This window comes from Streptomyces sp. NPDC001902, assembly GCF_042891295.1.
In the GTDB taxonomy this organism is placed as follows: domain Bacteria; phylum Actinomycetota; class Actinomycetes; order Streptomycetales; family Streptomycetaceae; genus Actinacidiphila.
On sequence record NZ_JBIATA010000001.1, the window covers coordinates 123,939 to 145,676 of the forward strand.

General features: G+C 72.5%; 18 protein-coding genes and 2 tRNA genes. 16 read left to right on the forward strand and 4 right to left on the reverse strand.

Annotation, left to right across the window (positions count from 1 at the left end; genetic code table 11):
* Positions 1-39: 39 nt before the first annotated feature.
* The 7 genes from gyrB to ACFYYN_RS00610 all read left to right on the forward strand — a co-directional run bounded on the left by gyrB (position 40) and on the right by ACFYYN_RS00610 (position 9,155).
* Entirely contained in the window at positions 40-2,082 is a 2,043-nt protein-coding gene (gene gyrB / locus ACFYYN_RS00580) for a DNA topoisomerase (ATP-hydrolyzing) subunit B (RefSeq protein ID WP_500544175.1), read from the forward strand.
* A gap of 43 nt (positions 2,083-2,125) precedes the next feature.
* Positions 2,126-4,717, forward strand: coding sequence for a DNA gyrase subunit A (gene gyrA / locus ACFYYN_RS00585; RefSeq protein WP_500436023.1), 2,592 nt, complete (start codon positions 2,126-2,128; stop codon positions 4,715-4,717).
* A gap of 6 nt (positions 4,718-4,723) precedes the next feature.
* Positions 4,724-5,440 (forward strand): DUF3566 domain-containing protein, encoded by a 717-nt coding sequence (locus ACFYYN_RS00590; protein WP_500332043.1) that lies wholly within the window; start codon positions 4,724-4,726, stop codon positions 5,438-5,440.
* A 48-nt stretch (positions 5,441-5,488) separates the two neighbouring features.
* Positions 5,489-5,562 (forward strand) — tRNA-Ile (locus ACFYYN_RS00595).
* Between the two features lie 155 nt (positions 5,563-5,717).
* The gene (locus ACFYYN_RS00600; RefSeq protein ID WP_018559211.1) at positions 5,718-5,858 is read left to right on the forward strand and encodes a DLW-39 family protein; all 141 of its coding nucleotides are present in this window, start codon (positions 5,718-5,720) and stop codon (positions 5,856-5,858) included.
* A 178-nt stretch (positions 5,859-6,036) separates the two neighbouring features.
* Positions 6,037-7,920, forward strand: a complete 1,884-nt coding sequence (locus ACFYYN_RS00605) for a vWA domain-containing protein (protein ID WP_500544176.1) — start codon at positions 6,037-6,039, stop codon at positions 7,918-7,920.
* On the forward strand, positions 7,917-9,155 hold the full coding sequence (locus tag ACFYYN_RS00610) for a hypothetical protein (protein ID WP_500544177.1): 1,239 nt from the start codon (positions 7,917-7,919) through the stop codon (positions 9,153-9,155). The genes ACFYYN_RS00605 and ACFYYN_RS00610 overlap by 4 nt, the downstream gene beginning before the upstream one ends.
* On the opposite strand, the gene ACFYYN_RS00615 is transcribed toward ACFYYN_RS00610, so the two are convergent.
* Together ACFYYN_RS00615 and ACFYYN_RS00620 are read right to left on the reverse strand one after the other, a co-directional pair.
* Positions 9,141-10,379, reverse strand: coding sequence for a serine/threonine-protein kinase (locus tag ACFYYN_RS00615; protein WP_500544178.1), 1,239 nt, complete (start codon positions 10,377-10,379; stop codon positions 9,141-9,143). The two genes, ACFYYN_RS00610 and ACFYYN_RS00615, sit on opposite strands and share 15 nt — an antisense overlap.
* Positions 10,372-10,938 carry a DNA-binding protein gene (locus ACFYYN_RS00620; protein ID WP_500544179.1) on the reverse strand — a complete coding sequence of 189 codons (567 nt, stop codon included), beginning with the start codon at positions 10,936-10,938 and terminating at the stop codon, positions 10,372-10,374. The genes ACFYYN_RS00615 and ACFYYN_RS00620 overlap by 8 nt, the downstream gene beginning before the upstream one ends.
* 111 nt (positions 10,939-11,049) lie before the next feature.
* Between ACFYYN_RS00620 and ACFYYN_RS00625 the strand changes: the two genes are divergently transcribed.
* From ACFYYN_RS00625 to ACFYYN_RS00635, 3 genes are all read left to right on the forward strand, one after another.
* Positions 11,050-11,122: transfer RNA gene (locus tag ACFYYN_RS00625), tRNA-Ala, on the forward strand.
* Positions 11,123-11,219: 97 nt separating this feature from the next.
* Positions 11,220-14,558, forward strand: a complete 3,339-nt coding sequence (locus ACFYYN_RS00630; protein WP_500544180.1) for an AfsR/SARP family transcriptional regulator — start codon at positions 11,220-11,222, stop codon at positions 14,556-14,558.
* Between the two features lie 70 nt (positions 14,559-14,628).
* Positions 14,629-16,230, forward strand: a complete 1,602-nt coding sequence (locus ACFYYN_RS00635) for an MFS transporter (RefSeq protein ID WP_500544181.1) — start codon at positions 14,629-14,631, stop codon at positions 16,228-16,230.
* Between the two features lie 94 nt (positions 16,231-16,324).
* Here the strand turns inward: ACFYYN_RS00635 and ACFYYN_RS00640 are convergent, their stop codons facing one another.
* Complete coding sequence (locus ACFYYN_RS00640) at positions 16,325-17,092, reverse strand: DUF5324 family protein (RefSeq protein WP_500533142.1); 768 nt, start codon at positions 17,090-17,092, stop codon at positions 16,325-16,327.
* A gap of 218 nt (positions 17,093-17,310) precedes the next feature.
* Between ACFYYN_RS00640 and ACFYYN_RS00645 the strand changes: the two genes are divergently transcribed.
* A complete protein-coding gene (locus ACFYYN_RS00645; RefSeq protein WP_499516890.1) occupies positions 17,311-17,838 on the forward strand; it encodes a peptidylprolyl isomerase in 528 nt (175 codons plus the stop codon).
* 71 nt (positions 17,839-17,909) lie between these two features.
* Complete coding sequence (locus ACFYYN_RS00650; RefSeq protein WP_500367998.1) at positions 17,910-18,764, forward strand: rhomboid family intramembrane serine protease; 855 nt, start codon at positions 17,910-17,912, stop codon at positions 18,762-18,764.
* Positions 18,765-19,005: 241 nt separating this feature from the next.
* Here the strand turns inward: ACFYYN_RS00650 and crgA are convergent, their stop codons facing one another.
* Positions 19,006-19,260: a cell division protein CrgA gene (crgA, locus tag ACFYYN_RS00655; RefSeq protein WP_089229113.1), complete on the reverse strand. Its 255-nt coding sequence runs from the start codon at positions 19,258-19,260 to the stop codon at positions 19,006-19,008.
* 196 nt (positions 19,261-19,456) lie between these two features.
* Here crgA and ACFYYN_RS00660 point away from each other — a divergent pair, with 196 nt between their 5' ends.
* Genes ACFYYN_RS00660 through ACFYYN_RS00675 form a run of 4 tightly spaced genes read left to right on the forward strand, consistent with a single transcriptional unit; the run spans position 19,457 to position 21,736 of the window.
* Entirely contained in the window at positions 19,457-20,164 is a 708-nt protein-coding gene (locus tag ACFYYN_RS00660) for a DUF881 domain-containing protein (RefSeq protein WP_500544182.1), read from the forward strand.
* A gap of 2 nt (positions 20,165-20,166) precedes the next feature.
* Positions 20,167-20,886 carry a class E sortase gene (locus ACFYYN_RS00665; protein WP_500544183.1) on the forward strand — a complete coding sequence of 240 codons (720 nt, stop codon included), beginning with the start codon at positions 20,167-20,169 and terminating at the stop codon, positions 20,884-20,886.
* A 41-nt stretch (positions 20,887-20,927) separates the two neighbouring features.
* On the forward strand, positions 20,928-21,104 hold the full coding sequence (locus ACFYYN_RS00670; protein WP_499512872.1) for a hypothetical protein: 177 nt from the start codon (positions 20,928-20,930) through the stop codon (positions 21,102-21,104).
* Positions 21,101-21,736 (forward strand): aminodeoxychorismate/anthranilate synthase component II, encoded by a 636-nt coding sequence (locus ACFYYN_RS00675; RefSeq protein WP_354792929.1) that lies wholly within the window; start codon positions 21,101-21,103, stop codon positions 21,734-21,736. The genes ACFYYN_RS00670 and ACFYYN_RS00675 overlap by 4 nt, the downstream gene beginning before the upstream one ends.
* The last annotated feature ends 2 nt before the right edge of the window (positions 21,737-21,738 follow it).

Below are 21,738 nucleotides of genomic sequence, written 5' to 3' on the forward strand. Positions count from 1 at the left end.
CGAGTGATGCAGCCGGTTCCGCGCCGCGGGACCCCGCTCATGCTGTGCCAGAAAGGGCGCTTCGTGGCCGATTCCGGCAACCCCAACGAGATCAATACGTCCGCAGCTGACGGCTCCGCCGCGCCCGCCTCCGGCGGGGCGTACGACGCCAGCGCGATCACCGTCCTTGAGGGCCTGGACGCGGTTCGCAAGCGCCCGGGCATGTACATCGGCTCGACGGGCGAGCGCGGCCTGCACCACCTGGTGTACGAGGTCGTCGACAACTCCGTCGACGAGGCACTGGCCGGTCACGCGGACACCATCAACGTCACGATCCTCCCCGACGGCGGCGTGCGCGTGGTCGACAATGGCCGCGGCATCCCGGTGGACATCGTCCCGTCCGAGGGAAAGCCCGCCGTCGAGGTCGTGCTCACGGTGCTGCACGCGGGCGGCAAGTTCGGCGGCGGCGGCTACGCCGTCTCCGGCGGTCTGCACGGCGTCGGCGTCTCGGTCGTGAACGCGCTGTCGAACAAGGTCGCGGTCGAGGTCAAGCGTGAGGGCTTCCGCTGGACCCAGGACTACAAGCTCGGCGTGCCCACCGCCCCGCTGCAGAAGAACGAGCCGGTGGCGGAGACCGGCACCACCGTGACCTTCTGGGCCGACGGTGACATCTTCGAGACCACCGAGTACTCCTTCGAGACGCTGTCGCGGCGCTTCCAGGAGATGGCCTTCCTCAACAAGGGCCTGACCATCTCGCTGACCGACGAGCGTCCCGAGCACGCGGACGTGGAGAACGAGGGCCAGCCGCGTTCGGTCGCGTACCACTACGAGGGCGGCATCGTCGACTTCGTGAAGTACCTGAACTCGCGCAAGGGCGAACCGGTCCACCCGTCGGTGATCGACATTGACGCGGAGGACAAGGAGCGGCTGCTCTCCGTCGAGGTCGCGATGCAGTGGAACACCCAGTACAGCGAGGGTGTCTACAGCTTCGCCAACACCATCCACACCCACGAGGGCGGCACCCACGAGGAGGGCTTCCGCGCCGCGCTGACCACGCTGGTCAACAAGTACGCGCGCGAGAAGAAGTTGCTCCGCGAGAAGGACGACAACCTCACCGGTGAGGACATCCGCGAGGGTCTGACCGCGATCATCTCGGTCAAGCTGGGCGAGCCGCAGTTCGAGGGCCAGACGAAGACCAAGCTCGGCAACACCGAGGCGAAGACCTTCGTCCAGAAGGTCGTGCACGAGCACCTGACGGACTGGCTGGACCGCAACCCCAACGAGGCCTCGGACATCATCCGCAAGTCCATCCAGGCGGCCACCGCCCGCGTGGCGGCCCGCAAGGCGCGCGACCTGACGCGTCGCAAGGGCCTGCTGGAGACGGCGTCGCTGCCGGGCAAGCTGAGCGACTGCCAGTCCAACGACCCCGCCAAGTGCGAGATCTTCATCGTCGAGGGTGACTCCGCCGGCGGCTCCGCCAAGTCCGGCCGCAACCCGCAGTACCAGGCGATCCTCCCGATCCGCGGCAAGATCCTGAACGTGGAGAAGGCGCGGATCGACAAGATCCTGCAGAACACCGAGATCCAGGCGCTGATCTCGGCCTTCGGCACCGGTGTGCACGAGGACTTCGACATCTCGAAGCTGCGCTATCACAAGATCATCCTGATGGCGGACGCCGACGTGGACGGCCAGCACATCAACACCCTGCTGCTGACCTTCCTCTTCCGCTTCATGCGGCCGCTGGTCGAGGCGGGCCACGTGTACCTCTCCCGTCCCCCGCTCTACAAGATCAAGTGGGGCCGGGACGACTTCGAGTACGCGTACTCCGACTCCGAGCGCGACGCCCTGATCGAGCTGGGCCGCCAGAACGGCAAGCGCGTGCGCGAGGACTCGATCCAGCGCTTCAAGGGCCTCGGCGAGATGAACGCCGAGGAACTGCGGGTCACCACGATGGACGTCGACCACCGTGTGCTCGGCCAGGTCACCCTGGACGACGCGGCCCTCGCCGACGACCTGTTCTCGGTGCTGATGGGCGAGGACGTCGAGGCCCGGCGCTCCTTCATCCAGCGCAACGCCAAGGATGTCCGCTTCCTCGACATCTGAGTCGGCGCCCATCAGCCGCCGCCCGAAAGGACTTTGACCAGCAATGGCCGACGAGAACACCCCTGTCACGCCCGGCACCCCGCAGGACGCCGCGGGCGCCGCCGAGGCGGACACCACGACGCGGATCGAGGCCGTGGGCCTCGAGACGGAGATGCAGCGCAGTTACCTCGACTACGCGATGTCCGTCATCGTGTCCCGCGCGCTGCCCGACGTCCGGGACGGCCTCAAGCCCGTCCACCGGCGCGTGCTGTACGCGATGTACGACGGCGGCTACCGGCCGGAGCGCGGCTTCTACAAGTGCGCCCGTGTCGTCGGCGACGTCATGGGTACCTACCACCCGCACGGCGACTCCTCGATCTACGACGCGCTGGTGCGCCTGGCCCAGCCGTGGTCGATGCGCATGCCGCTGGTCGACAGCAACGGCAACTTCGGTTCTCCGGGCAACGACCCGGCCGCCGCCATGCGGTACACCGAGTGCAAGATGGCGCCGCTGTCCATGGAGATGGTCCGGGACATCGACGAGGACACCGTCGACTTCCAGGACAACTACGACGGCCGCAACCAGGAGCCGACGGTCCTGCCGTCGCGCTTCCCCAACCTGCTGATCAACGGCTCCGCCGGCATCGCGGTCGGCATGGCGACCAACATCCCGCCGCACAACCTGCGCGAGGTCGCCGAGGGCGCCCAGTGGTACCTGGCCAACCCGGAGGCGTCCAACGAGGAGCTGCTCGAGGCCCTCATCGAGCGCATCAAGGGCCCCGACTTCCCGACCGGCGCCCTGGTGGTGGGCCGCAAGGGCATCGAGGAGGCGTACCGCACCGGCCGCGGCTCCATCACGATGCGTGCGGTCGTCGAGGTCGAGGAGATCCAGGGCCGGCAGTGCCTGGTCGTCACCGAGCTGCCGTACCAGGTCAACCCGGACAACCTGGCGCAGAAGATCGCCGACCTGGTGAAGGACGGCCGGGTCGGCGGCATCGCCGACGTCCGCGACGAGACCTCCTCGCGCACCGGACAGCGCCTGGTGATCGTGCTCAAGCGCGACGCCGTCGCCAAGGTGGTGCTGAACAACCTCTACAAGCACACCGACCTGCAGACGAACTTCGGCGCCAACATGCTGGCGCTGGTGGACGGCGTGCCGCGCACGCTCTCGCTGGACCAGTTCATCAAGCAGTGGGTGACCCACCAGATCGAGGTCATCGTCCGCCGGACGCGGTTCCGGCTGCGCAAGGCCGAGGAGCGCGCCCACATCCTGCGCGGTCTGCTGAAGGCCCTGGACGCGATCGACGAGGTCATCGCACTGATCCGGCGCAGCGCGACCGTGGACGTGGCGCGTGAAGGCCTGATGGGGCTGCTGGAGATCGACGAGATCCAGGCCAACGCGATCCTGGAGATGCAGCTGCGCCGCCTGGCGGCCCTGGAGCGGCAGAAGATCGTCCAGGAGCACGACGAGCTCCAGGCGAAGATCAACGAGTACAACCGCATCCTGGCCTCGCCCGAGCTGCAGCGCGGCATCATCAGCACGGAGCTGACGGCGATCGTCGAGAAGTTCGGCGACGACCGGCGCTCGGCCCTGGTGCCCTTCGACGGTGACATGTCCATCGAGGACCTGATCGCCGAGGAGGACATCGTCGTCACGATCACCCGTGGCGGCTACGTCAAGCGCACCAAGACGGACGACTACCGCTCGCAGAAGCGCGGTGGCAAGGGCGTGCGCGGCACGAAGCTGCGGGAAGACGACATCGTCGACCACTTCTTCGTCACCACCACCCACCACTGGCTGCTGTTCTTCACCAACAAGGGCCGGGTCTACCGCGCCAAGGCGTACGAGCTGCCGGACGCCGGCCGTGACGCCCGCGGGCAGCACGTGGCGAACCTGCTGGCCTTCCAGCCCGACGAGCAGATCGCCCAGGTGCTGGCCATCCGCGACTACAACGCGGCGCCCTACCTGGTGCTCGCCACCCGGTCGGGCCTGGTGAAGAAGACCTCGCTGAAGGACTACGACTCGCCCCGCTCGGGCGGTGTCATCGCGATCAACCTGCGGGAGACCGAGGACGGCAGCGAGGACCTGCTGATCGGTGCCGAGCTGGTCGGCCCGGACGACGACCTGCTGCTGGTCAGCCGCAAGGCGCAGTCCATCCGGTTCACCGCGACGGACGAGTCGCTGCGGCCGATGGGCCGTGCGACCTCGGGCGTGAAGGGTATGAGCTTCCGCGAAGGGGACGAACTGCTCTCGATGAATGTCGTGCGACCGGGTACGTTCGTCTTCACCGCCACCGATGGCGGGTACGCCAAGCGCACCAGTGTGGACGAGTACCGGGTCCAGGGGCGCGGCGGACTCGGCATCAAGGCGGCCAAGATCGTCGAGGACCGGGGTTCCCTGGTCGGGGCGCTGGTGGTGGAGGAGACCGACGAGATCCTCGCCATCACCCTCGGCGGCGGTGTGATCCGCACCCGTGTCAACGAGATCAGGGAAACCGGGCGTGACACCATGGGCGTCCAACTGATCAACCTCGGTAAAAAGGATGCAGTCGTGGGCGTCGCCCGCAATGCCGAGGCGGGGGCGGAGGCCGAAGAGGTCGTCGCCGCCGAAGAGGCCGAGGGCGAGCAGCCCCTGGCCGCCGAGTCGGAGGAGTAGAAAGCCGTGAGTGGAGCCGAGGGCGCCGCGGGTGGGACGGGCGCGGACGGAGGGCAGCCGATGCCGGCCGCCGTTCCGGACGCGATCGGCGGTGCCCCTGGCCCACGTACGGACAACGGCCCGCACCAGGGGGGAATCACCGTGACCGACACCCGTCCAGCGCAGCACCAGCACGCTGTGCACCAGCAGACCTACGGCGGTGGTCCCGCCGGCCCGGTCGCCGAGCAGCCGCAGCAGGCGCCGCAGCTGACCCAGGACCCGCACCAGCCGCCCCAGGCGTACGCGCCCCCGGCCGGGCCCCCCGCGACCGCGGGCGTCCGCCAGCCGCGTCCTGCGGCCCGTACGGTCCCGCGCACGCGCAAGGCGCGGCTGCGGGTGGCGAAGGCCGACCCGTGGTCGGTGATGAAGGTCAGCTTCCTGCTCTCCATCGCGCTGGGCATCTGCACGGTCATCGCGGTCGCGGTGCTGTGGATGGTGATGGACGCCATCGGCGTCTTCACCACGGTCGGCGGCACGCTCAGCGAGGCGACGTCCTCCGGCTCGGACGGCGGGTTCGACCTGGTGTCGTTCCTGTCGCTGTCGCGCGTGCTGACCTTCACGGCGGTCATCGCGGTCATCGACGTCGTGCTGGCCACGGCGCTGGCGACGCTCGGCGCCTTCATCTACAACATGTCGGCCGGCATGGTGGGCGGGATCGAGCTGACTCTGGCGGAGGACGAGTAACCGATTTTGGGCCACGGCCCCGGGTGCGCTAATCTTTCAACGCAGCGCGGGGCTATAGCTCAGACGGTTAGAGCGCTTCCCTGATAAGGAAGAGGCCACAGGTTCAAGTCCTGTTAGCCCCACCGCGTGAACGGCCCGTACGGATCATCCGTACGGGCCGTTTCCTTGTCCGCGTCCGCGCAGTTGGTTCCGGTGGCAGGTCACCGTTCGATATCGACCGGTGTGTATAGTCGGGCCCGTCGGAAGACCCTCAACGCAAGAAGGACGAGGTCGCGCGGTGAAGAAGTTTCTCCTGGTCGCACTGGCCGCCATCGGCGGTCTCCTCGTGTACCGCCAGATCCAGGCGGACCGCGCCGAGCAGGACCTGTGGACGGAGGCCACGGACTCCGTTCCGGCGGGTTCCGGCGCGAGCGTCTGAGACGGCACAGCCCGGACGAAGGATTCCCGAGGCCCCGATCACGATGTGGTCGGGGCCTCGTCATGTCCGCCCGTGGTCGCCCGGGCGTTGTTGCCCGACCGTGATGCGATCCGCTTGTATTTGCTGTCGCAAATCAATACCTTCGCTGAGGCCGACGATGTGCGAGAGGGAGCAGCACATGCGACGAGGGAAGGCGCTGCCGTGCGGGCCCGTGGCGCCGCTGTGGGCGGCCGCGTGCGGGCTGCTGGTGCTGGCCGCCCTGCTGGGCCCGGCCGGGGCGGCCCGGGCCCGGGCCGTGGACGACGGCGACGGGCTGGTCATGGTGCTGGACTCCTCCGGCTCCATGGCGGGCGCCCGCATGACGGCGGCCAGGAAGGCCGTCGGCGCCGTCGTGGACGCCCTGCCGGACGGCTACCCGACGGGACTGCGGGTCTACGGCGCGGGCAAGGAGCACGGCTGCGACGACACCCGTCTGCTGGAGCCCGTACGGCCGCTGGACCGGGACGCCCTGAAGCAGGCCGTGGCCGAGGTGCGGCCCCAGGGGGACACCCCCATCGGGCTGTCGCTGCAGAAGGCGGCCGCCGACCTGCCCGAGGGCGGGCGGCGCACGATCGTGCTGGTCTCCGACGGCGAGGACACCTGCGGGGCGCCCGAGCCCTGCGAGGTGGCGGCACGGCTGGCCGGGCAGGGCGTGGACCTGCGGATCGACACCATCGGCTTCCAGGTGCGCGGCGGCGCCCGCGAGCAGCTGGAGTGCATCGCCGAGGCCGGTCACGGCAGCTACCGGGACGCCCCCGACGCCGCCTCGCTCGTACGGCAGCTGACGCGGGCCTCCCGGCTGAGCGCGGACGCGTACCGCCTCCAGGGACTGCGGGTGGACGGCGGGACGAGCGCCACCGGTGCGCCCGGGCTGTCCCCCGGCCAGTACGTCGACGACATCGGGCCCGGCGAGACCCGCTGGTACGCGATGACGCTGGACGCGGCCTCCACGGCCGACCTGGCGGTCACCGCGGTGCCGCGGCCGGGGGTGAAGGCCGCGTACGGGGACGGCGTCGAGCTGCGGCTGGCGGGCACCGGCAGGTACGCCCTCACCTGCGGCTCGGACACCGCGCACTTCGGGCAGGACGAGGGCGCGATGGTGATCGGCGGCGCCGTCAGCCGGATTCCCGGCGACGGCCGGGACGGCGCCTGCGACAGGGCGGGGCGCTACGTGCTCTCCGTGCACCGCACCAGCGCCACCGGCTCCGACCGCGCCCGCTGGCCCCTGGAGCTGCGGTACGGCTCCGAGCGGCCGTTCCCGGCGGGTGCCACCCCGGCACCGGCCGCGACCCGTTACGGGGACCCGCCGGCGGCTCTGACGGGCGCGCCGCGGGACGTCGAGGGCGGCACGGGGTTCAACGACGCGCGCCGGCTCGGCAGGGGCATCTGGCGGGACACGCTGCTGCCCGGTCAGACGCGCTTCTACAAGGTGCGGGTCGGCTGGGGACAGCGACTGACGTACACCGCCGACTTCGCCAACGAACCGCTCCAGAAGGGTGGTTCCACGGCCTCGTCCTTCGTGGCGACGGCCGCGTACGGGCCGGGACGGCAGCCGCTGGGCGACGCCTCCGGGGCCTCGCAACGCCGCGGCTACTACGGGCGCCCGCTGTCGGTGGGGCTCGGCACGGTACCCGTGACCTGGACCAACCGCTGGGTCGCCGGCGAAGGCGCCCGGGGCGCCCGGACGGCGGGCGAGCACTACGTCGCGGTCTCGCTCGGGCCGGGCGCGGCAGGGCTGGCGCGGAACGCGGCGGTGGGGGTCGTCCTGCGGGTGGACGTGACCGGGACGGAACTGGCCGGACCGGAGTATGACGCGCCCCCGCGCGGCGGCGGTTCGGCCGCCGGCCGGGAGGGCGGGGAACGGGCGGCGGCCGGGGACACCACGGCGGCCGCAGCCCCCGCGGACGGCGGGGGCTTCATGACGACGCGCGACGCGATGGCGGCGGCCGCGGGCGGCGCGGTGGCGCTCGCCGGGGTCGGGATGGTGGCCCTGCTGGGCCGCAGGCGGAGGGACGGGGCATGATCCGCAGGGCACTCACATCGGTGGCGGCGGCTCTCGCGCTGCTGGCGGGACCGGCGGGAGCGGCGTACGCCGACCCGGCCGTCCCCTCCTGGCAGCCGCAGGGCGAGGAGGTACGGGGCCGGGCCAGCACCGCGGACGCCCCGCAGCTCAAGCCCGGGGTCCTGTACCGGGACAGCCTGGCGGCGGACGAGGGCGGCAAGAACTACGCCCTCGACCTGGACGCGGTGCGCTCGGCCTACCTCGCGGTCTTCGCGCTGCCCCGCCCGGGCACCCAGGTGGCGTACGGGGACGGCATCGAGCTGACGCTGACGAGCACCGACGGCACCCGCTGCGACAGCGACCGCCGGACGTTCTCCGCCGACGGCGCGGCACGGCCCATCGGCACCTGGGTCGAGCGGACCATCGGCGAGGACGGGCCGTGCCGGCAGGCGCACGCGTACGTCCTGGAGGTGACCCGCACCTCGCAGGGCACCTCGGACGCCGCGCCCTGGCCGCTGCAGATCCGGTTCACCAACGAGCCGGGGCTCACCGGCGGCGCCACGCCCGGCCCCGCCCTCAGTCCGGGCACGCAGACGCCGGTGCCCGCGAGCGGCACCGCCCGCGGGGCCACCGGCGGCGCGGACTTCGCCCATGCCGGAGCCCTCGGCAGCGGGGTCTGGAAGGACGAGGTGCTGCCCGGGCAGACGCGCTTCTACCGGGTACCGGTCGGCTGGGGACAACAGGCCTGGGCCGCGGCGGACTTCGCCAACGCGGACGTGACCAAGCCGGGCGGCTACAGCGGCTCCGGTGTGCGCGTGGAGGTCTACAACCCGCGCTGGGCCTTCATCGGCGGCGACACGGCCTCCTACTCGGGCGAGCAGACCTCCGTCACCGCCACGACCGGGAAGGTCGCCTACGCCAACCGCTACGAGAGCGGCGACGCGGTGTCGGCGGCCCGTTTCGACGGCTCCTACTACCTGGCGGTGTCGGTGCACCCGGAGGTCGCGGGCTTCGTCGACGGCGCCGTCCCGGTCACCCTGCGGATCAACGTCGAGGGCGTCGCGCAGGCGGGGCCGTCGTACGACGGTGACCCCGGCGAGGACCTGGGCCTCCCCGGGGAGCCCGGCTCCGGGAACCCACTGCTGCGCGCCCTCGGCTTCGCGGCCCTGGGTGCCGGCACCGTGCTGCTGCTGTCGCTCGCGGTCTGGACGGTGGCCGCGCGGCGCGGGCCGGCCGCGGTCTCAGGAGGACGCTGACAGGGCCCAGAAGCCGAAGGCGAAGCAGAGGGCCGCGACGAGCAGCATCGGCACGACGACCTTGGCGGGAGGACCGGGCCGGTGCGCCGGCGCCGGTGCGCCGGCCCGGGCGGCGGGCACGGCCGGTGCGATCGGCGGCGGCAGCGGCTGAGCGACGGCGGCGGCAGCGGCGGCCACCGGGGCACCGGCACCCGCCACGGTGGCCGTGTAAGGACGCGTGGGCGCCGGGGTGACCGGCGCTTGCGTCGGCGGTGTGGGCGGCGTCGGAGCCGTCGCGGCGGGCCGCGGGGCGGGTGCGGGCGGCGGCAGGCGGAAGCTCCCGGTCCCCTCCACGGACGGCGCCGGGTCCACCGGTCCGTCGGGGGAGAAGCCGGCGGGCAGCGGCCCGATCTGGTCGAAGACCTCGACGGCCTCCTCGTCCGGCTCGGGGTCCGGCAGCAGCTCCACCGCCGCCGCCAGGGCCTTGCGGGCGCCCGCGGCGGTGCGGAAGCGGGCTTCCGGGTCCGGCTGCAGCAGGGTGCCGATCACCTCCCACAGCGGGCCGGGGACGCCCTGCGGGGCCCGGGGCATGCCGTGGACGTACTGGGTGACGATCGCCTCCGCGTCGGGCTTGCTGCCGCCCAGCAGGTAGAGCGCGACCAGCCCGGTCGCGTACAGGTCGGCGGGGAAGTCGGGCTCGGCGCCGAGCAGCTGTTCCGGGGCGAAGTAACCAGGGGTGCCCACGACGTAGTTGGCCGCGGTGAGCCGGGGCTCCCCCTTGCGCATGGCGATGCCGAAGTCCGACAGCCGCAGGTGCGGGCGCCCGGTGCCGGTCGCCTCCATCAGGAGGTTCGCGGGCTTGATGTCCCGGTGCACCACGCCCTCGGCGTGCACGGCCGTCAGGCCGGACAGCAACTGGTCGAGCAGGCCGCCGACGTAGCGCGCCGGCAGCGGGCCGTAGTCGCCGATGAGGTGCGACAGCGAGCCGCCGCGCACCAGGTCCATGGTGAACAGCACCTTGTCGTCGTCGGCCGCCCAGCTGGTGGGGGCCAGGACGTGCGGGTGGTCGATGCGCAGCGCCTGCTCCCGGACGAAGCGCAGCAGGGCGTGGGCGTCGCTCTGCAGCAGCACCTTGGCCGCCACGTAACGTCCGCGCCGCCGGTCCCAGGCGCGCCACACCGCGCCCACCCCGCCGCGCCCGACCGGATCGACCAGTTCGTACCGGCCCGCGAAGACCTCACCCATGGCGTGCGTCCGCCCCCTGCTTCCGCGCCTCGTAGTCCCGGACCGCCGCGTCGGACGGCCCGGCGCCGTACACCCTGAGGAACTCTGCCAGTTGGGGGTGGCGGTGGGCGAGGGAATCGGCCGCCTCGGCGATCTCGGCGGGCGAGGCCACCCCGTGCAGCAGCGAGCGGATCTCGTGGACGACCCTGCGCGCGGGCGGCAGCGGCGCTCCGGTCGTGCTCTGGGTGGTGCCGAGCAGGGGTGAGCCCTCGGAACCGCGGATCTCCTCCATCCGCGGCACGGCGTCCGCCGCGGCCACCGTCCCGCCGGACACCTCCGCGGCGAGCTCCTGCAGCGCCTGGAGCCGCTGCACGACCGCGGGATTGCCGATCTTCGCGCGCTGCCCGCTCATCAACTGGGAGAGCATCGGCGCCGACAGCCCCAGCACCCCCGCCAGCCGCGCCTGGTTGAGCGCCAGGGTCTCCATGAGGCGGCGGAACAGCACGCCGAGCGGCTCGCCGTACCAGGTGCGCTGCATGTCCTGGACGCGGGTGGTGGCGTCCGGCTGCGAGCTGTCCATTGCGGGCTCCTGACGGGGGACCTTTGCGGCCGCGAACTTGCCCGTCATCCTACGGACCCCCGATACTCGGTCGGTGATCCTCTCCGCAGCCGGTACGCTGGTCTGCGGCACGGGGCCTTAGCTCAGTTGGTAGAGCGCCGTCTTTGCATGGCGGATGTCAGGGGTTCGACTCCCCTAGGCTCCACACCGTCCGACCGGGCCGGGAACCTCATGGAGGTCCCGGCCTGTCGTGTTCCCAGAGCCCGGTGCCGACCGCGGACCCGTGCGGCAGAATCGGCGGCGTGCGGTTCGGCATTCTGGGGGAGACGAGAGCGCTGCGGGACGACGGGGGCACCGCCGCCGTCGGCGGCCCGGGCCGGCGGGCGCTGCTGGCGATGCTGCTGCTGGAGCCGGGCCGGATCGTCGGCACCGAGCGGCTGATCGACGGGCTGTACGGGGACGAGCCGCCGGCCGGGGTCGGCAACGCGCTGCAGTCCCAGGTCTCGCGGCTGCGCGCGGCCGTCGCCGTGCCCATCGAGCGCCATCCGGGCGGCTACCGGCTGGTGGTCACCCCTGACGAGGTGGACGTGCACCGCTTCGAGCGGCTCGCGGCCGAGGGGCGGGAGGCGCTGGCCGCGGGTGAGCCCGGGCGGGCCGCGGGCCTGCTGCGCGGTGCGCTTGACCTGTGGCGGGGCTCGGCCCTGGCGGACGTGGGCGACGCGCCCTTCGCGCGGGCGCAGGTGGCGCGGCTGGAGGAACTGCGGATCGCGGCGGTGGAGGACCGCATCGCGGCCGAGCTGGCGCTGGACGCACGGCACCACCAGGAACTCGTCGCCGAACTGCAGGAACTGGTCACCCGGTACCCGCTGCGGGAACGGCTGCGCGCCCAGTTGATGCGGGCGCTGTACGGCTGCGGCCGCCAGTCCGAGGCGCTGCGGGTGTACGAGGACGCACGGCGTGAACTCGCCGAGTCCCTCGGCGCCGACCCGGGCCCGGAACTGGCGGAGGCGCATCTGGCGGTGCTGCGCGGCGAGCCGGTGCCCGCCCGTACCGCGCCTGCCGCGGTCACCGGGGGCACCGGAGGCGTGCCGGATGCCCGGTCTTCGGGTGTTTCACGTGAAACATCGTCCGCCGGGAGTCCGTCCGCGCCGCTCCTCCGGCACGGGCTGCCCGCCCAGCTGACCAGCTTCATCGGCCGTGAGCAGGAGCTGGCACGGATCGGGGCGCGGCTCGGTGACGCCCGGCTGGTCACCCTGATCGGCCCGGGCGGTGCGGGCAAGACCCGTACCGCGGTGGAGGCGGCCGGGCGGCACACGGGGGAGGTCTGCTTCGTGGACCTCTCCGGGCTGACCCACGGCTCCGAGGTGCCGCAGGCGATCGCGGGGGCCCTGGGCCTGCGGGAGGCGGGTCTGCTCCCCGGGGCCGCCGGGCGTGAGGCCGGGGGGTTGGAGGGCTCGCCGCTCGCCCGTCTCACGGCCGCGCTGACCGACCGGGACGTGCTCCTCGTGCTGGACAACTGCGAGCACCTGATCGCCGACGCCGCCCGCATCACCGCGGAGCTGCTGGCCGCCTGCCCGCGGGTTCGGGTCCTGGCGACCACCCGGGAGGCGCTCGGCGTCAACGGCGAGACGCTCTGCCCGCTCGAACCGCTGCCGCTGCCGGCCCCCGGCGCGCCCGAGGAGGACGTGCTCGGCTCCCCCGCCGTCCGGTTGCTCCTCGAGCGGGCCGCCGCCGTGAGTCCGTCCGGCAGGCTGCCCGACGCCGCGGAGGCCGCCCGGATCTGTCGGGCCCTGGACGGCGTCCCGCTCGCCATCGAGCTGGCCGCCGCCCGGCTGCGGTCGTTGTCCGCCGCCGACGTCGCCGACCGGCTCGGTGACGTGCTCGCCGGGCCCGGCGACCGCTTCCGGTTGCTCTCCCGGGGCAGTCGCACCGCGCAGCCCCGTCAGCGGACCCTGCGCGGGGTCGTGGACTGGAGCTGGGAGCTGCTGCCCGAGGACGAGCGCACCGTGCTGCGCCGCGCCTCCGTCTTCGCCGGGGGCTGGACCCTCCCGGCCGCCGAGGCGATCTGCGCGGGACCCGCGGCCGGCCCGGCGGACGGCGACGCCATCGACGCCGAGGACGTGCTCGACCTGCTCGCCTCCCTCGCCGACAAGTCGCTGGTGGTGGTGGACCGTCCGGACGGCGAGGGAGGCGGTGTGCGCTACCGGCTGCTCCAGACCATCAGGGCGTATGCCGCCGAACGCCTCGCCGAGGCGGGCGAGTCGGAGGCGCTGCGCCGGGCGCACGCCGCGTACTTCCTCGACCTGGCGCTGACCGCCGACCCGCGCCTGCGCCGGGCCGAGCAGCTGGAGTGGCTGGGCCGGCTCGCCGCCGACCACGACAACCTGCACGCCGCGCTGGGCGGTTCGGTGGCCGCGGGCGACACCGCCGTGGCGCTGCGGCTGCTCGCGGCCCTGTGCACGTACTGGATGCTGCGCGGCACGCGCTACGAGGGTGCCCGGCCCGCCCGTGAGTTGCTGGCGGTGACCGGGCCCTGCGCTCCGCCGGGACTGGCCGAGGAGTACGCGCTCTGCGTGATCACCGCCGCCTCCGTCACCGCGGACCAGGCCGAACTCGCCGTCCACCTGGCGGCCGCCACGGACGTCGTCGCCGGGCTCGGCGGCATGGCCCGCCGCTACCCCGTGCTCAACCTGCTTTGGGCGCCCTTCGCCGGAGTGCCGGACGACGAGACGTACGCCCGGTACGCGGACGGCGCGGCGAGCCTCGTCGAGCCCTGGCAGCGGGCCCTGGTCCACGTCGGCTCGGGGTTCCACGCGTGGATGGTCGGCGGTGACATCGCCGCGGCCGAGACGGAGTTCGACCGGGCCCTCGCCGGGTTCCGCGCCCTGGGCGACCGCTGGGGGACCACCATGGCCCTCACGCAGCTGGCCTGGCTGTCCGGCTCCCGCGGTGACGTGGCGCGGGCCGTGGGGCTGATCGACGAGGCCCTCGGTCACGCCGCCGAGCTGGGCGCCACCGAGAGCGTCGCCGAGCTGCTCGGCGAACGCGGCAGGTGCGGCCTGCGGGCGGGACGGTACGAGCAGGCCCGGGCCGACTTCACGCGCGGGCTGGAGCTCGCCCGCGGTTGCGGCGCCCGGGAGATGTTCGCCGGGGCCCACCTGGGCCTGGGCGAGTGCGCCCGGCTGACCGGGGACCTCGCCGAGGCGCGGCGGCTGTCGGGGCTGGCCCTGTCCGAGTCCCTGGACGGCTGGTACACCGGCGAGAGCGCCCGTGCCGAGGCGCACATCGCCCTCGGCAGGATCGCCCGGGAGGAGGGCGACACCGTCCGCGCCCGCGGGCACTTGCGCGAGGCCGCGGGTGTGGAGCACGGGGCCCGCGACCTGCCGCTGGCGGCGAACCTCGCCGACGCCTTCGCCGGCCTCGTGCTTGCCGAGGGCGACCCCGCACGGGCCGCGGAACTGCTGGGCGTGGCAAGTGCGCTGCGCGGCACCGAGGTGCCGGCCGGTCCCGACGCCACCCGCACCGAGGGCGCCGCACGGGCCGCCCTCGGAGACCCGGCCCACCAGGAGGCCTACGCGCGCGGTGCGGGACTCCCCGCCGACCGGGCGCTGCGGGCACTGACCGGGCTGACCACGCGCTGACCGGGCCCGGGCTGCCGCCGGTCAGCGCACGGTGCGCGGCCGGTCAGCGCCCGCGCGCACCGTGTCGGTCATGACGAATCCCGCACGCACACACGACGCCGCGGCCGTGACGCCCGCGGCCCCCGCCCGCCATCGCTGGGCCGCACTCGCCGTCTGCTGCCTGGCCGCCATGCTCCTCGGCATCGACAACAGCGTGCTCAACTACGCCATCCCGTCGCTGCTGAAGGACATGGGTCCGTCCGGCACCGAGATCCTGTGGATCTCCGACGTCTACGGCTTCGCCATGGGCGGCCTGCTGGTCGTCATGGGCAACCTCGGCGACCGGCTCGGCCGCAAGCGGATGATGCTGCTGGGCGCCGCCGCCTTCGGCGTGGCCTCGCTGCTCACCGCCTACGCACCGAACCCCGGGGCGCTGATCGCCGGCCGCGCGCTGCTCGGCGTCGCAGGGGCGGCGATGGTGCCCTCGACGCTCTCCGTCGTACGCCACGCCTTCACCGACGCCAAGGAGCGCACCACGGCCATCGGGATCAGCAGCGGCATCGCCGCCGCGAGCTTCGCGCTCGGCCCCGTGGTCGGCGGTCTGCTGCTGGACCACTTCTGGTGGGGCTCGGTCTTCCTGATCAACGTCCCGCTCATGGCGGTCGTCCTGGTGGCCGGCGCCCTGGTGCTGCCGGAGTCCCGCAACCCGCGGCCGGGACGGCTGGACTGGATCGGCGTGCCGCTGTCGGTCGTCGGTGTCGTGGGCGCCATCTACGCCGTCAAGGAGGGCTTCCGGGACGGCGTGGACCATGCGCCGGTCTGGATCGCCGCGGCGATCGGGACGGCGGCCCTGGTGCTGTTCGCCCGCCGCCAGGTGCGGGTCGAGGAGCCCCTGATCGACCTGCGGCTGTTCCGCAACCCCGCCTTCAGCGGCGCCGTCGGCGCCAACCTGGTCATGATCTTCGCCTCGTCCACGCTGTCGCTCGCCTTCTCCCTGTACTTCCAGGTCGTCCGCGGCTGGTCGCCCTTCACCGCGGGGCTGGCGTTGCTCCCCGGCCCGCTGGCCGCGGCCTTCGCCGCTCCGCTGGCCACCGCGCTGATCCCGCGGCTGGGCCGGGCGCGGGTGGTGGCCCTCGGCCTGGTGCTGCTGGCCGCGAGCACCGCGGTGCTCGGTCGGCTCTCCACGCCCGGGACGCCGTACTGGGAGCTGCTGGCGCCGCTGGTCGCCAACGGCGCGGGCATCATCCTGATCGTCTCGGTCACCAACGACACGATCCTCGCGAGTGCCCCCAAGGAGCGGACGGGCGCGGCCGCCGCCGTCTCGGAGACCGCCATGGAGATGGGCGGTTCGCTGGGCATCGCGGTCCTCGGCTCGCTGCTCGGCGCGGTCTACCGTGACGCGCTCGCCCTGCCCGCGGGACTGCCCGCAGGTGCCGCGGACGCCGCCCGCGAGTCGGTGGGCGGGGCCGCCGAGGCGGCCGCCCGGGTGCCGGGGGCGGACGGGGCCGCGCTGCTGGCGGCCGCGAAGGACGCCTTCTGCCACAGCGTCCAGGTCACCACCGTGGTGGGGGCGGCGCTGCTCGCGGTCGGCGCCGTCGTGGCGCTGTACGCCCTGCGCGGGGTGCCCGCGCAGATCGCCGACCCGGAGGCCGAGGAGGAGGTCCTGCCGCTGCCTGCGCCTTCCGGACGGTGACGGGTGCGTACGGCAGGAGGGCGGCGGACCCGTCACGGGTCCGCCGCCCTCCTGCCGGTCGTGTCGCACCGCCGCCGGTGTCCGGACCGTCACGTCACGGGTGGGTGTCCCCGCGGTCGCGGCGGTCGTCGGCATCCGACTCCGCCTGCTTGGCCTGTACCTCCGGGTCGAGCGCGTCCACCGGCGAGCCGTCGACCTTGCCGAACGAGGCGTCTGCCTCGACGCCGCCGTTGAGGGAGGCACGGTCGGCGACCTCGGTGGCGGGCGCGGGCTCCACCAGCCAGTCGGGGTTGGTCTGCTTGCTCCACCACTTCCACGCCGCGAAGCCGGCCCCGGCGACGAGGCCCGCCAGCAGCAGGCCCTTGGCGAACCGCCCGTTGCGGGCCCGGCGCTCGCGGCGGCGCTCCAGCTTGCGGATGTCGTCCGCCGTGACGTGGCTGCGCAGCACGGCGACCGCGGCGGCGCTGCGGGCGGCCGCCTCCTCCGCGGCCGGGGCCGCGACGCTGCGCACGGTGGTCACCGCCTGGCCCATCCGCGGCGCTGTGAACTCCGCCGCCAGACGGGCGGTGTCACGGGTGCGCCGGGCGGCGGTCCCCACCTTCTGCTGGACGCCCGGCGGCACCGCCGCCAGGGCCTGGTCGAGACGCGCCGCCAGGTGCGCGTCGTACTGCGTCCGGGCCGCCGCGCGGGCCTGCCGCCCGGCCGCCGACACCCGGGGTGCCAGGTAGAGCCTGGCCTCGTCCGTGTAGTGCGCGGCGTTGAGCTTCGCTGTGTCGGCGTACGGCGCCACCACGTCCGCGGCGTGCCGCACGCTGACCCTCGTCCTCTCGGCTGCGTCGCGCACGCTGTCGATGCGGGTCACGAGAACCTCCTCCTCGGTGGCGTTCGGTTTTCGCCTTTCCACCCGGTTTGAAATCATGCCCGCCGCCGCGGGGTACGGCATGTGCGTACGGGCATCCGGGTCAAGGGGAGCCGTCACCGACGATGCCACCGGATGACCCGGGGCGCGACAGTTGCGTGCGGGAAGGCGTGACGTGCGAGGATTTGCCCCTGTCAGTGAGGACTATGGAAGGCAAGATCGTGGCCGAGCAGCTCTACGCCACCCTGAAGACCAACCACGGGGACATCACCGTCCGGCTGCTGCCGAACCACGCGCCCAAGACGGTCAAGAACTTCGTGGAGCTCGCGGAGGGGACCCGTGAGTGGACGGACCCGCACACCGGCCGGACCTCCCACGAGCACCTCTACGACGGCACGGTCTTCCACCGGGTCATCTCCGGCTTCATGATCCAGGGCGGCGACCCGCTGGGCAACGGCACCGGCGGCCCCGGCTACCAGTTCCCCGACGAGTTCCACCCGGACCTCGGTTTCACCAAGCCCTACCTCCTGGCCATGGCGAACGCCGGCCCGGGCACCAACGGCTCGCAGTTCTTCATCACGGTCGCCCCGACGGCGTGGCTCACCCGCAAGCACACCATCTTCGGCGAGGTCACCGATCCCGCCAGCCAGAAGGTCGTGGACTCCATCGCGACCGCCCCCACCAACCCGCGCACCGAGCGTCCGCTGGAGGACGTGGTGATCCAGAGCGTCGTGATCGAGCGTCGCTAGGGTCCCGGGAACCCGAACGCCCCGCCCGTGCGTATGACGGGCGGGGCGATTCCGCTGCGAAGGGCTGACACATGACCGACCAGGCCGTCCGCTGCTACCGGCACCCGGACCGGGAGACCGGCATCCGCTGCTCCCGCTGCGAGCGGCCGATCTGTCCGGAGTGCATGATCAACGCGTCGGTGGGCTTCCACTGCCCGGAGTGCGTGCGGGAGGGCCGTCGTGCGGCCCAGGCCGCCGAACCCCGCACGGTGGCGGGCGGTTCGGTCGCCGGGGACCCCCGGCTGGTCACCAAGATCCTGATCGGGCTGAACCTGCTGGTGTTCCTGCTCGCCAGGGTCGAGGGCAAGCAGTTCGTCACCGAGCTGGGGCTCTTCGTCCCGTGCTACGCCCCCGGCACCGCGGTGTGCGGCGTGGCGGGCGGGCCGGGCGAGTGGTACCGGCTGGTGAGTTCGATGTTCCTCCACCAGGAGATCGCGCACATCGCCTTCAACATGCTCTCGCTGTGGTGGATCGGCGGCCCGCTGGAGACGCTGCTCGGCCGGGCCCGTTACACCGCGCTCTACCTGGTCGCGGGGCTGGGGGGCAGCGCGCTGGTGGTGCTGCTGGCCCCGGAGACCCTGACCTTGGGTGCCTCGGGCGCGATCTACGGGCTCTTCGGCGCCACGGCCGTCTTCGTGAAGCGGCTGCGGATGGACATGCGGCCCGTCCTGATCCTGCTCGGGCTGAACCTGCTGTTCACCTTCACCTGGGGGAACATCAGCTGGGAGGCGCACATCGGCGGTCTCGTCACCGGGGCGATCATCGCCGTCGCGATGGCGTACGCGCCGCGCTCGCGCCGGGCGCTGGTCCAGTGGGGGACGTGCGTGGCGATGCTGCTCGCCGTGGCGGTCACAGTGTGGGCCGGGGTCGCGAATATCTCCGGCTAGGCCGTAACGCGCACCGTTGATCAGACGTTATCCACAGAGAGGCGGAGGCCTCCTGTGCATCCTGTGGGCGAGCCGTGCGCGTGCCCCTACACACCGTGTCTGACCTGCAAGATCAACGAAAGACCGGTGGTCCGTACATCGGACCACCGGTCACACCGGTGTCAACCGGCTGGCGGTTATCCACAGATCATGCGACCTTTTCAACACTGTGGATGACGCCTGTGGATAACTGTGCGATCTGCTACTTCCACTGCGTGGACACGACGAACCCGCCCGCGATGAAGCCGAAGCCGACGGCGATGTTCCAGTTGCCCAGCTGCTCGATCGGGAAGCTGCCCTGCGTCACGTAGAAGACCACGATCCAGGCCAGGCCGACGAGGAACAGTGCCAGCATGAGCGGAGCCACCCAGCCGCGGCCGGACTTCAGCTTTATGGGGGTGGTCTTCTCCGGGGGCGGAGTGAAGTCGGCCTTCTTGCGGATCCGTGACTTCGGCACGAGGGACTCTCCTGTCGATGCGCTGCGTAACCGCGCGTGTGACGTCTTGTATGAGCGGCCCGACGGCAGGGGGGCCCACGCCTCCGGGCGTCCGTTAGCGTAGTGCTTCCGCGGGTTGGAAGGAGATAAGGCTACGGTGAGCAATCCGGTGGACGCCTCCCCGGGCCCCCGATCCGCCCGGTCTGTGGTGCTTCGTGTGCTCAGCGCCGGGGTCTTCGCGATGGCCGGTCTGCTGTTCTGGATGAGCTTCGACACCGCCAAGGGCCTGGACATCCGCACCGACGACCCGCTGCTGCGCCTGTCGGACCGTGTCCAGGAGAAGAGCCGGCAGAACGAGCAGCTGGAGAACGAGCTCGCCGGGGTGCGCGAGGACGTCGACGGACTCGCCCACACCGACAGCGGCGTCAGCGACGCCACCCGCAAGGAGCTGGCGCGGCTCGGCGCCGAGGCCGGCACCCTCAAGCTCACCGGTCCCGCCGTCTCCGTCACCCTGAACGACGCGCCGCCGGACGCGACGGCGCTCGTCCCGGGCGTGCCGAATCCGCAGCCGAACGACCTCGTCATCCACCAGCAGGACCTGCAGGCCGTGGTCAACGCCCTATGGGCGGGCGGCGCCTCCGGCATCAAGGTGATGGACCAGCGGCTGATCTCCACCAGCGCGGTGCGCTGCGTCGGCAACACGCTCATCCTGCAGGGCCGCGTCTACTCCCCGCCCTACACCATCACGGCCGTCGGCGACCAGGAGAAGCTGCACAAGGCGCTCGACGCCAGCCCCGCGATCCAGAACTACCTGCAGTACGTCCAGGCCTACGGGCTCGGCTGGAAGGTCGAGGACGAACGACGGGTGACTCTTCCCGGCTACTCCGGCACAGTGGACCTGCAGTACGCCAAGCCTGTGGGGTGATCATGCGCCTGGTGGTGCGGACGCTGAGCGAATTGTGCATCACCGTGGGCGCGCTGATCGTGCTCTTCGTCTGCTACGTGCTGCTCTGGACCGGCGTACGGGCGGACCGCGCGATGGACGGGGAGCTCGACCGGCTGCAGGACCGCTGGGCGACCGGGCCGGTCGCCGCGGCCGACCCGTCCACCGGGGGCACGGGCGCTGCCACCCCCTCGGCGTCCCCTTCCCCGTCGGGGCCGGCCGCGACGCCGTACCGGGACGGCACGGCCTTCGCGGTGATGTACGTCCCGCGGCTGGGCCGTTCCTGGCACAAGCCCGTGCTGGAGGGGACGGGCACCGGCACCCTGAAGAAGGGCCTCGGCCACTACGCGGACACCGCCCGGCTCGGCGCCGTGGGCAACTTCGCCGTCGCCGGCCACCGCCGCACCTACGGCGACCCGTTCAAGGACTTCCCCAGGCTGCGCAAGGGCGACGAGGTCGTCCTGACCGACGGGCGCACCTGGTACACCTACGAGATCGACCGCGCACCCTACCGCACCGTCCCCACCGACGTCGCTGTGATCGATCCCGTCCCGGAGAAGTCCGGGTACACCGTTCCCGGCCGCTATCTGACCCTGACCACCTGCGATCCCGAGTGGGGCCACAGCCACCGGCTCATCACCTGGGGGCACCTGGAATCCACACGGCCTGTGGAGGACGGTATGCCGGAGGGTTCGTCGGGCTAATCTTGGGCGAGGCACGGGCACGGAGGGCAGGAAGGCGGCGCATGTACGGCTGGATCTGGCGGCATCTGCCGGGCAACGTGTGGCTGAAGGCACTCATCTCGCTGGTGCTGGTCCTCGCCACCGTCTACGTGCTCTTCCAGTACGTCTTCCCCTGGGCGGAGCCGCTGCTGCCGTTCGGGGACGTGACCGTCGACGAGGGGATGGCAGCCGTCAGATGAGCGCACGCATCCTCGTCGTCGACAACTACGACAGCTTCGTCTTCAACCTGGTCCAGTACCTGTACCAATTGGGCGCCGAGTGCGAAGTGCTCCGCAACGACCAGGTGGAGCTCGCCCACGCCCAAGACGGCTTCGACGGGGTCCTGCTCTCCCCCGGGCCCGGCACCCCCGAGGAGGCCGGTGTCTGCGTCGACATGGTGCGCCACTGCGCGGCCACCGACGTCCCGGTCTTCGGGGTCTGCCTCGGACTGCAGTCCATGGCGGTGGCGTACGGCGGTGTGGTGGACCGGGCGCCGGAGCTGCTGCACGGCAAGACCTCCCTGGTGACCCATGAGGGCCGCGGGGTCTTCGCGGGGCTGCCGACGCCGTTCACCGCGACCCGCTACCACTCGCTGGCGGTCGAACGGGACACGGTGCCGGAGGAGTTGGAGATCACCTCCTGGACGGAGAACGGCATCATCATGGGACTGCGGCACCGCAGCGCCCGGGTGGAGGGCGTCCAGTTCCATCCCGAGTCGGTGCTCACCGAATGGGGGCACCGGATGCTCGCCAACTGGCTGGTGGAATGCGGCGACAAGGGCGCCGTCGAGCGTTCCGCGGGCCTCGCGCCTGTGGTCGGAACCAGGGCGTGACT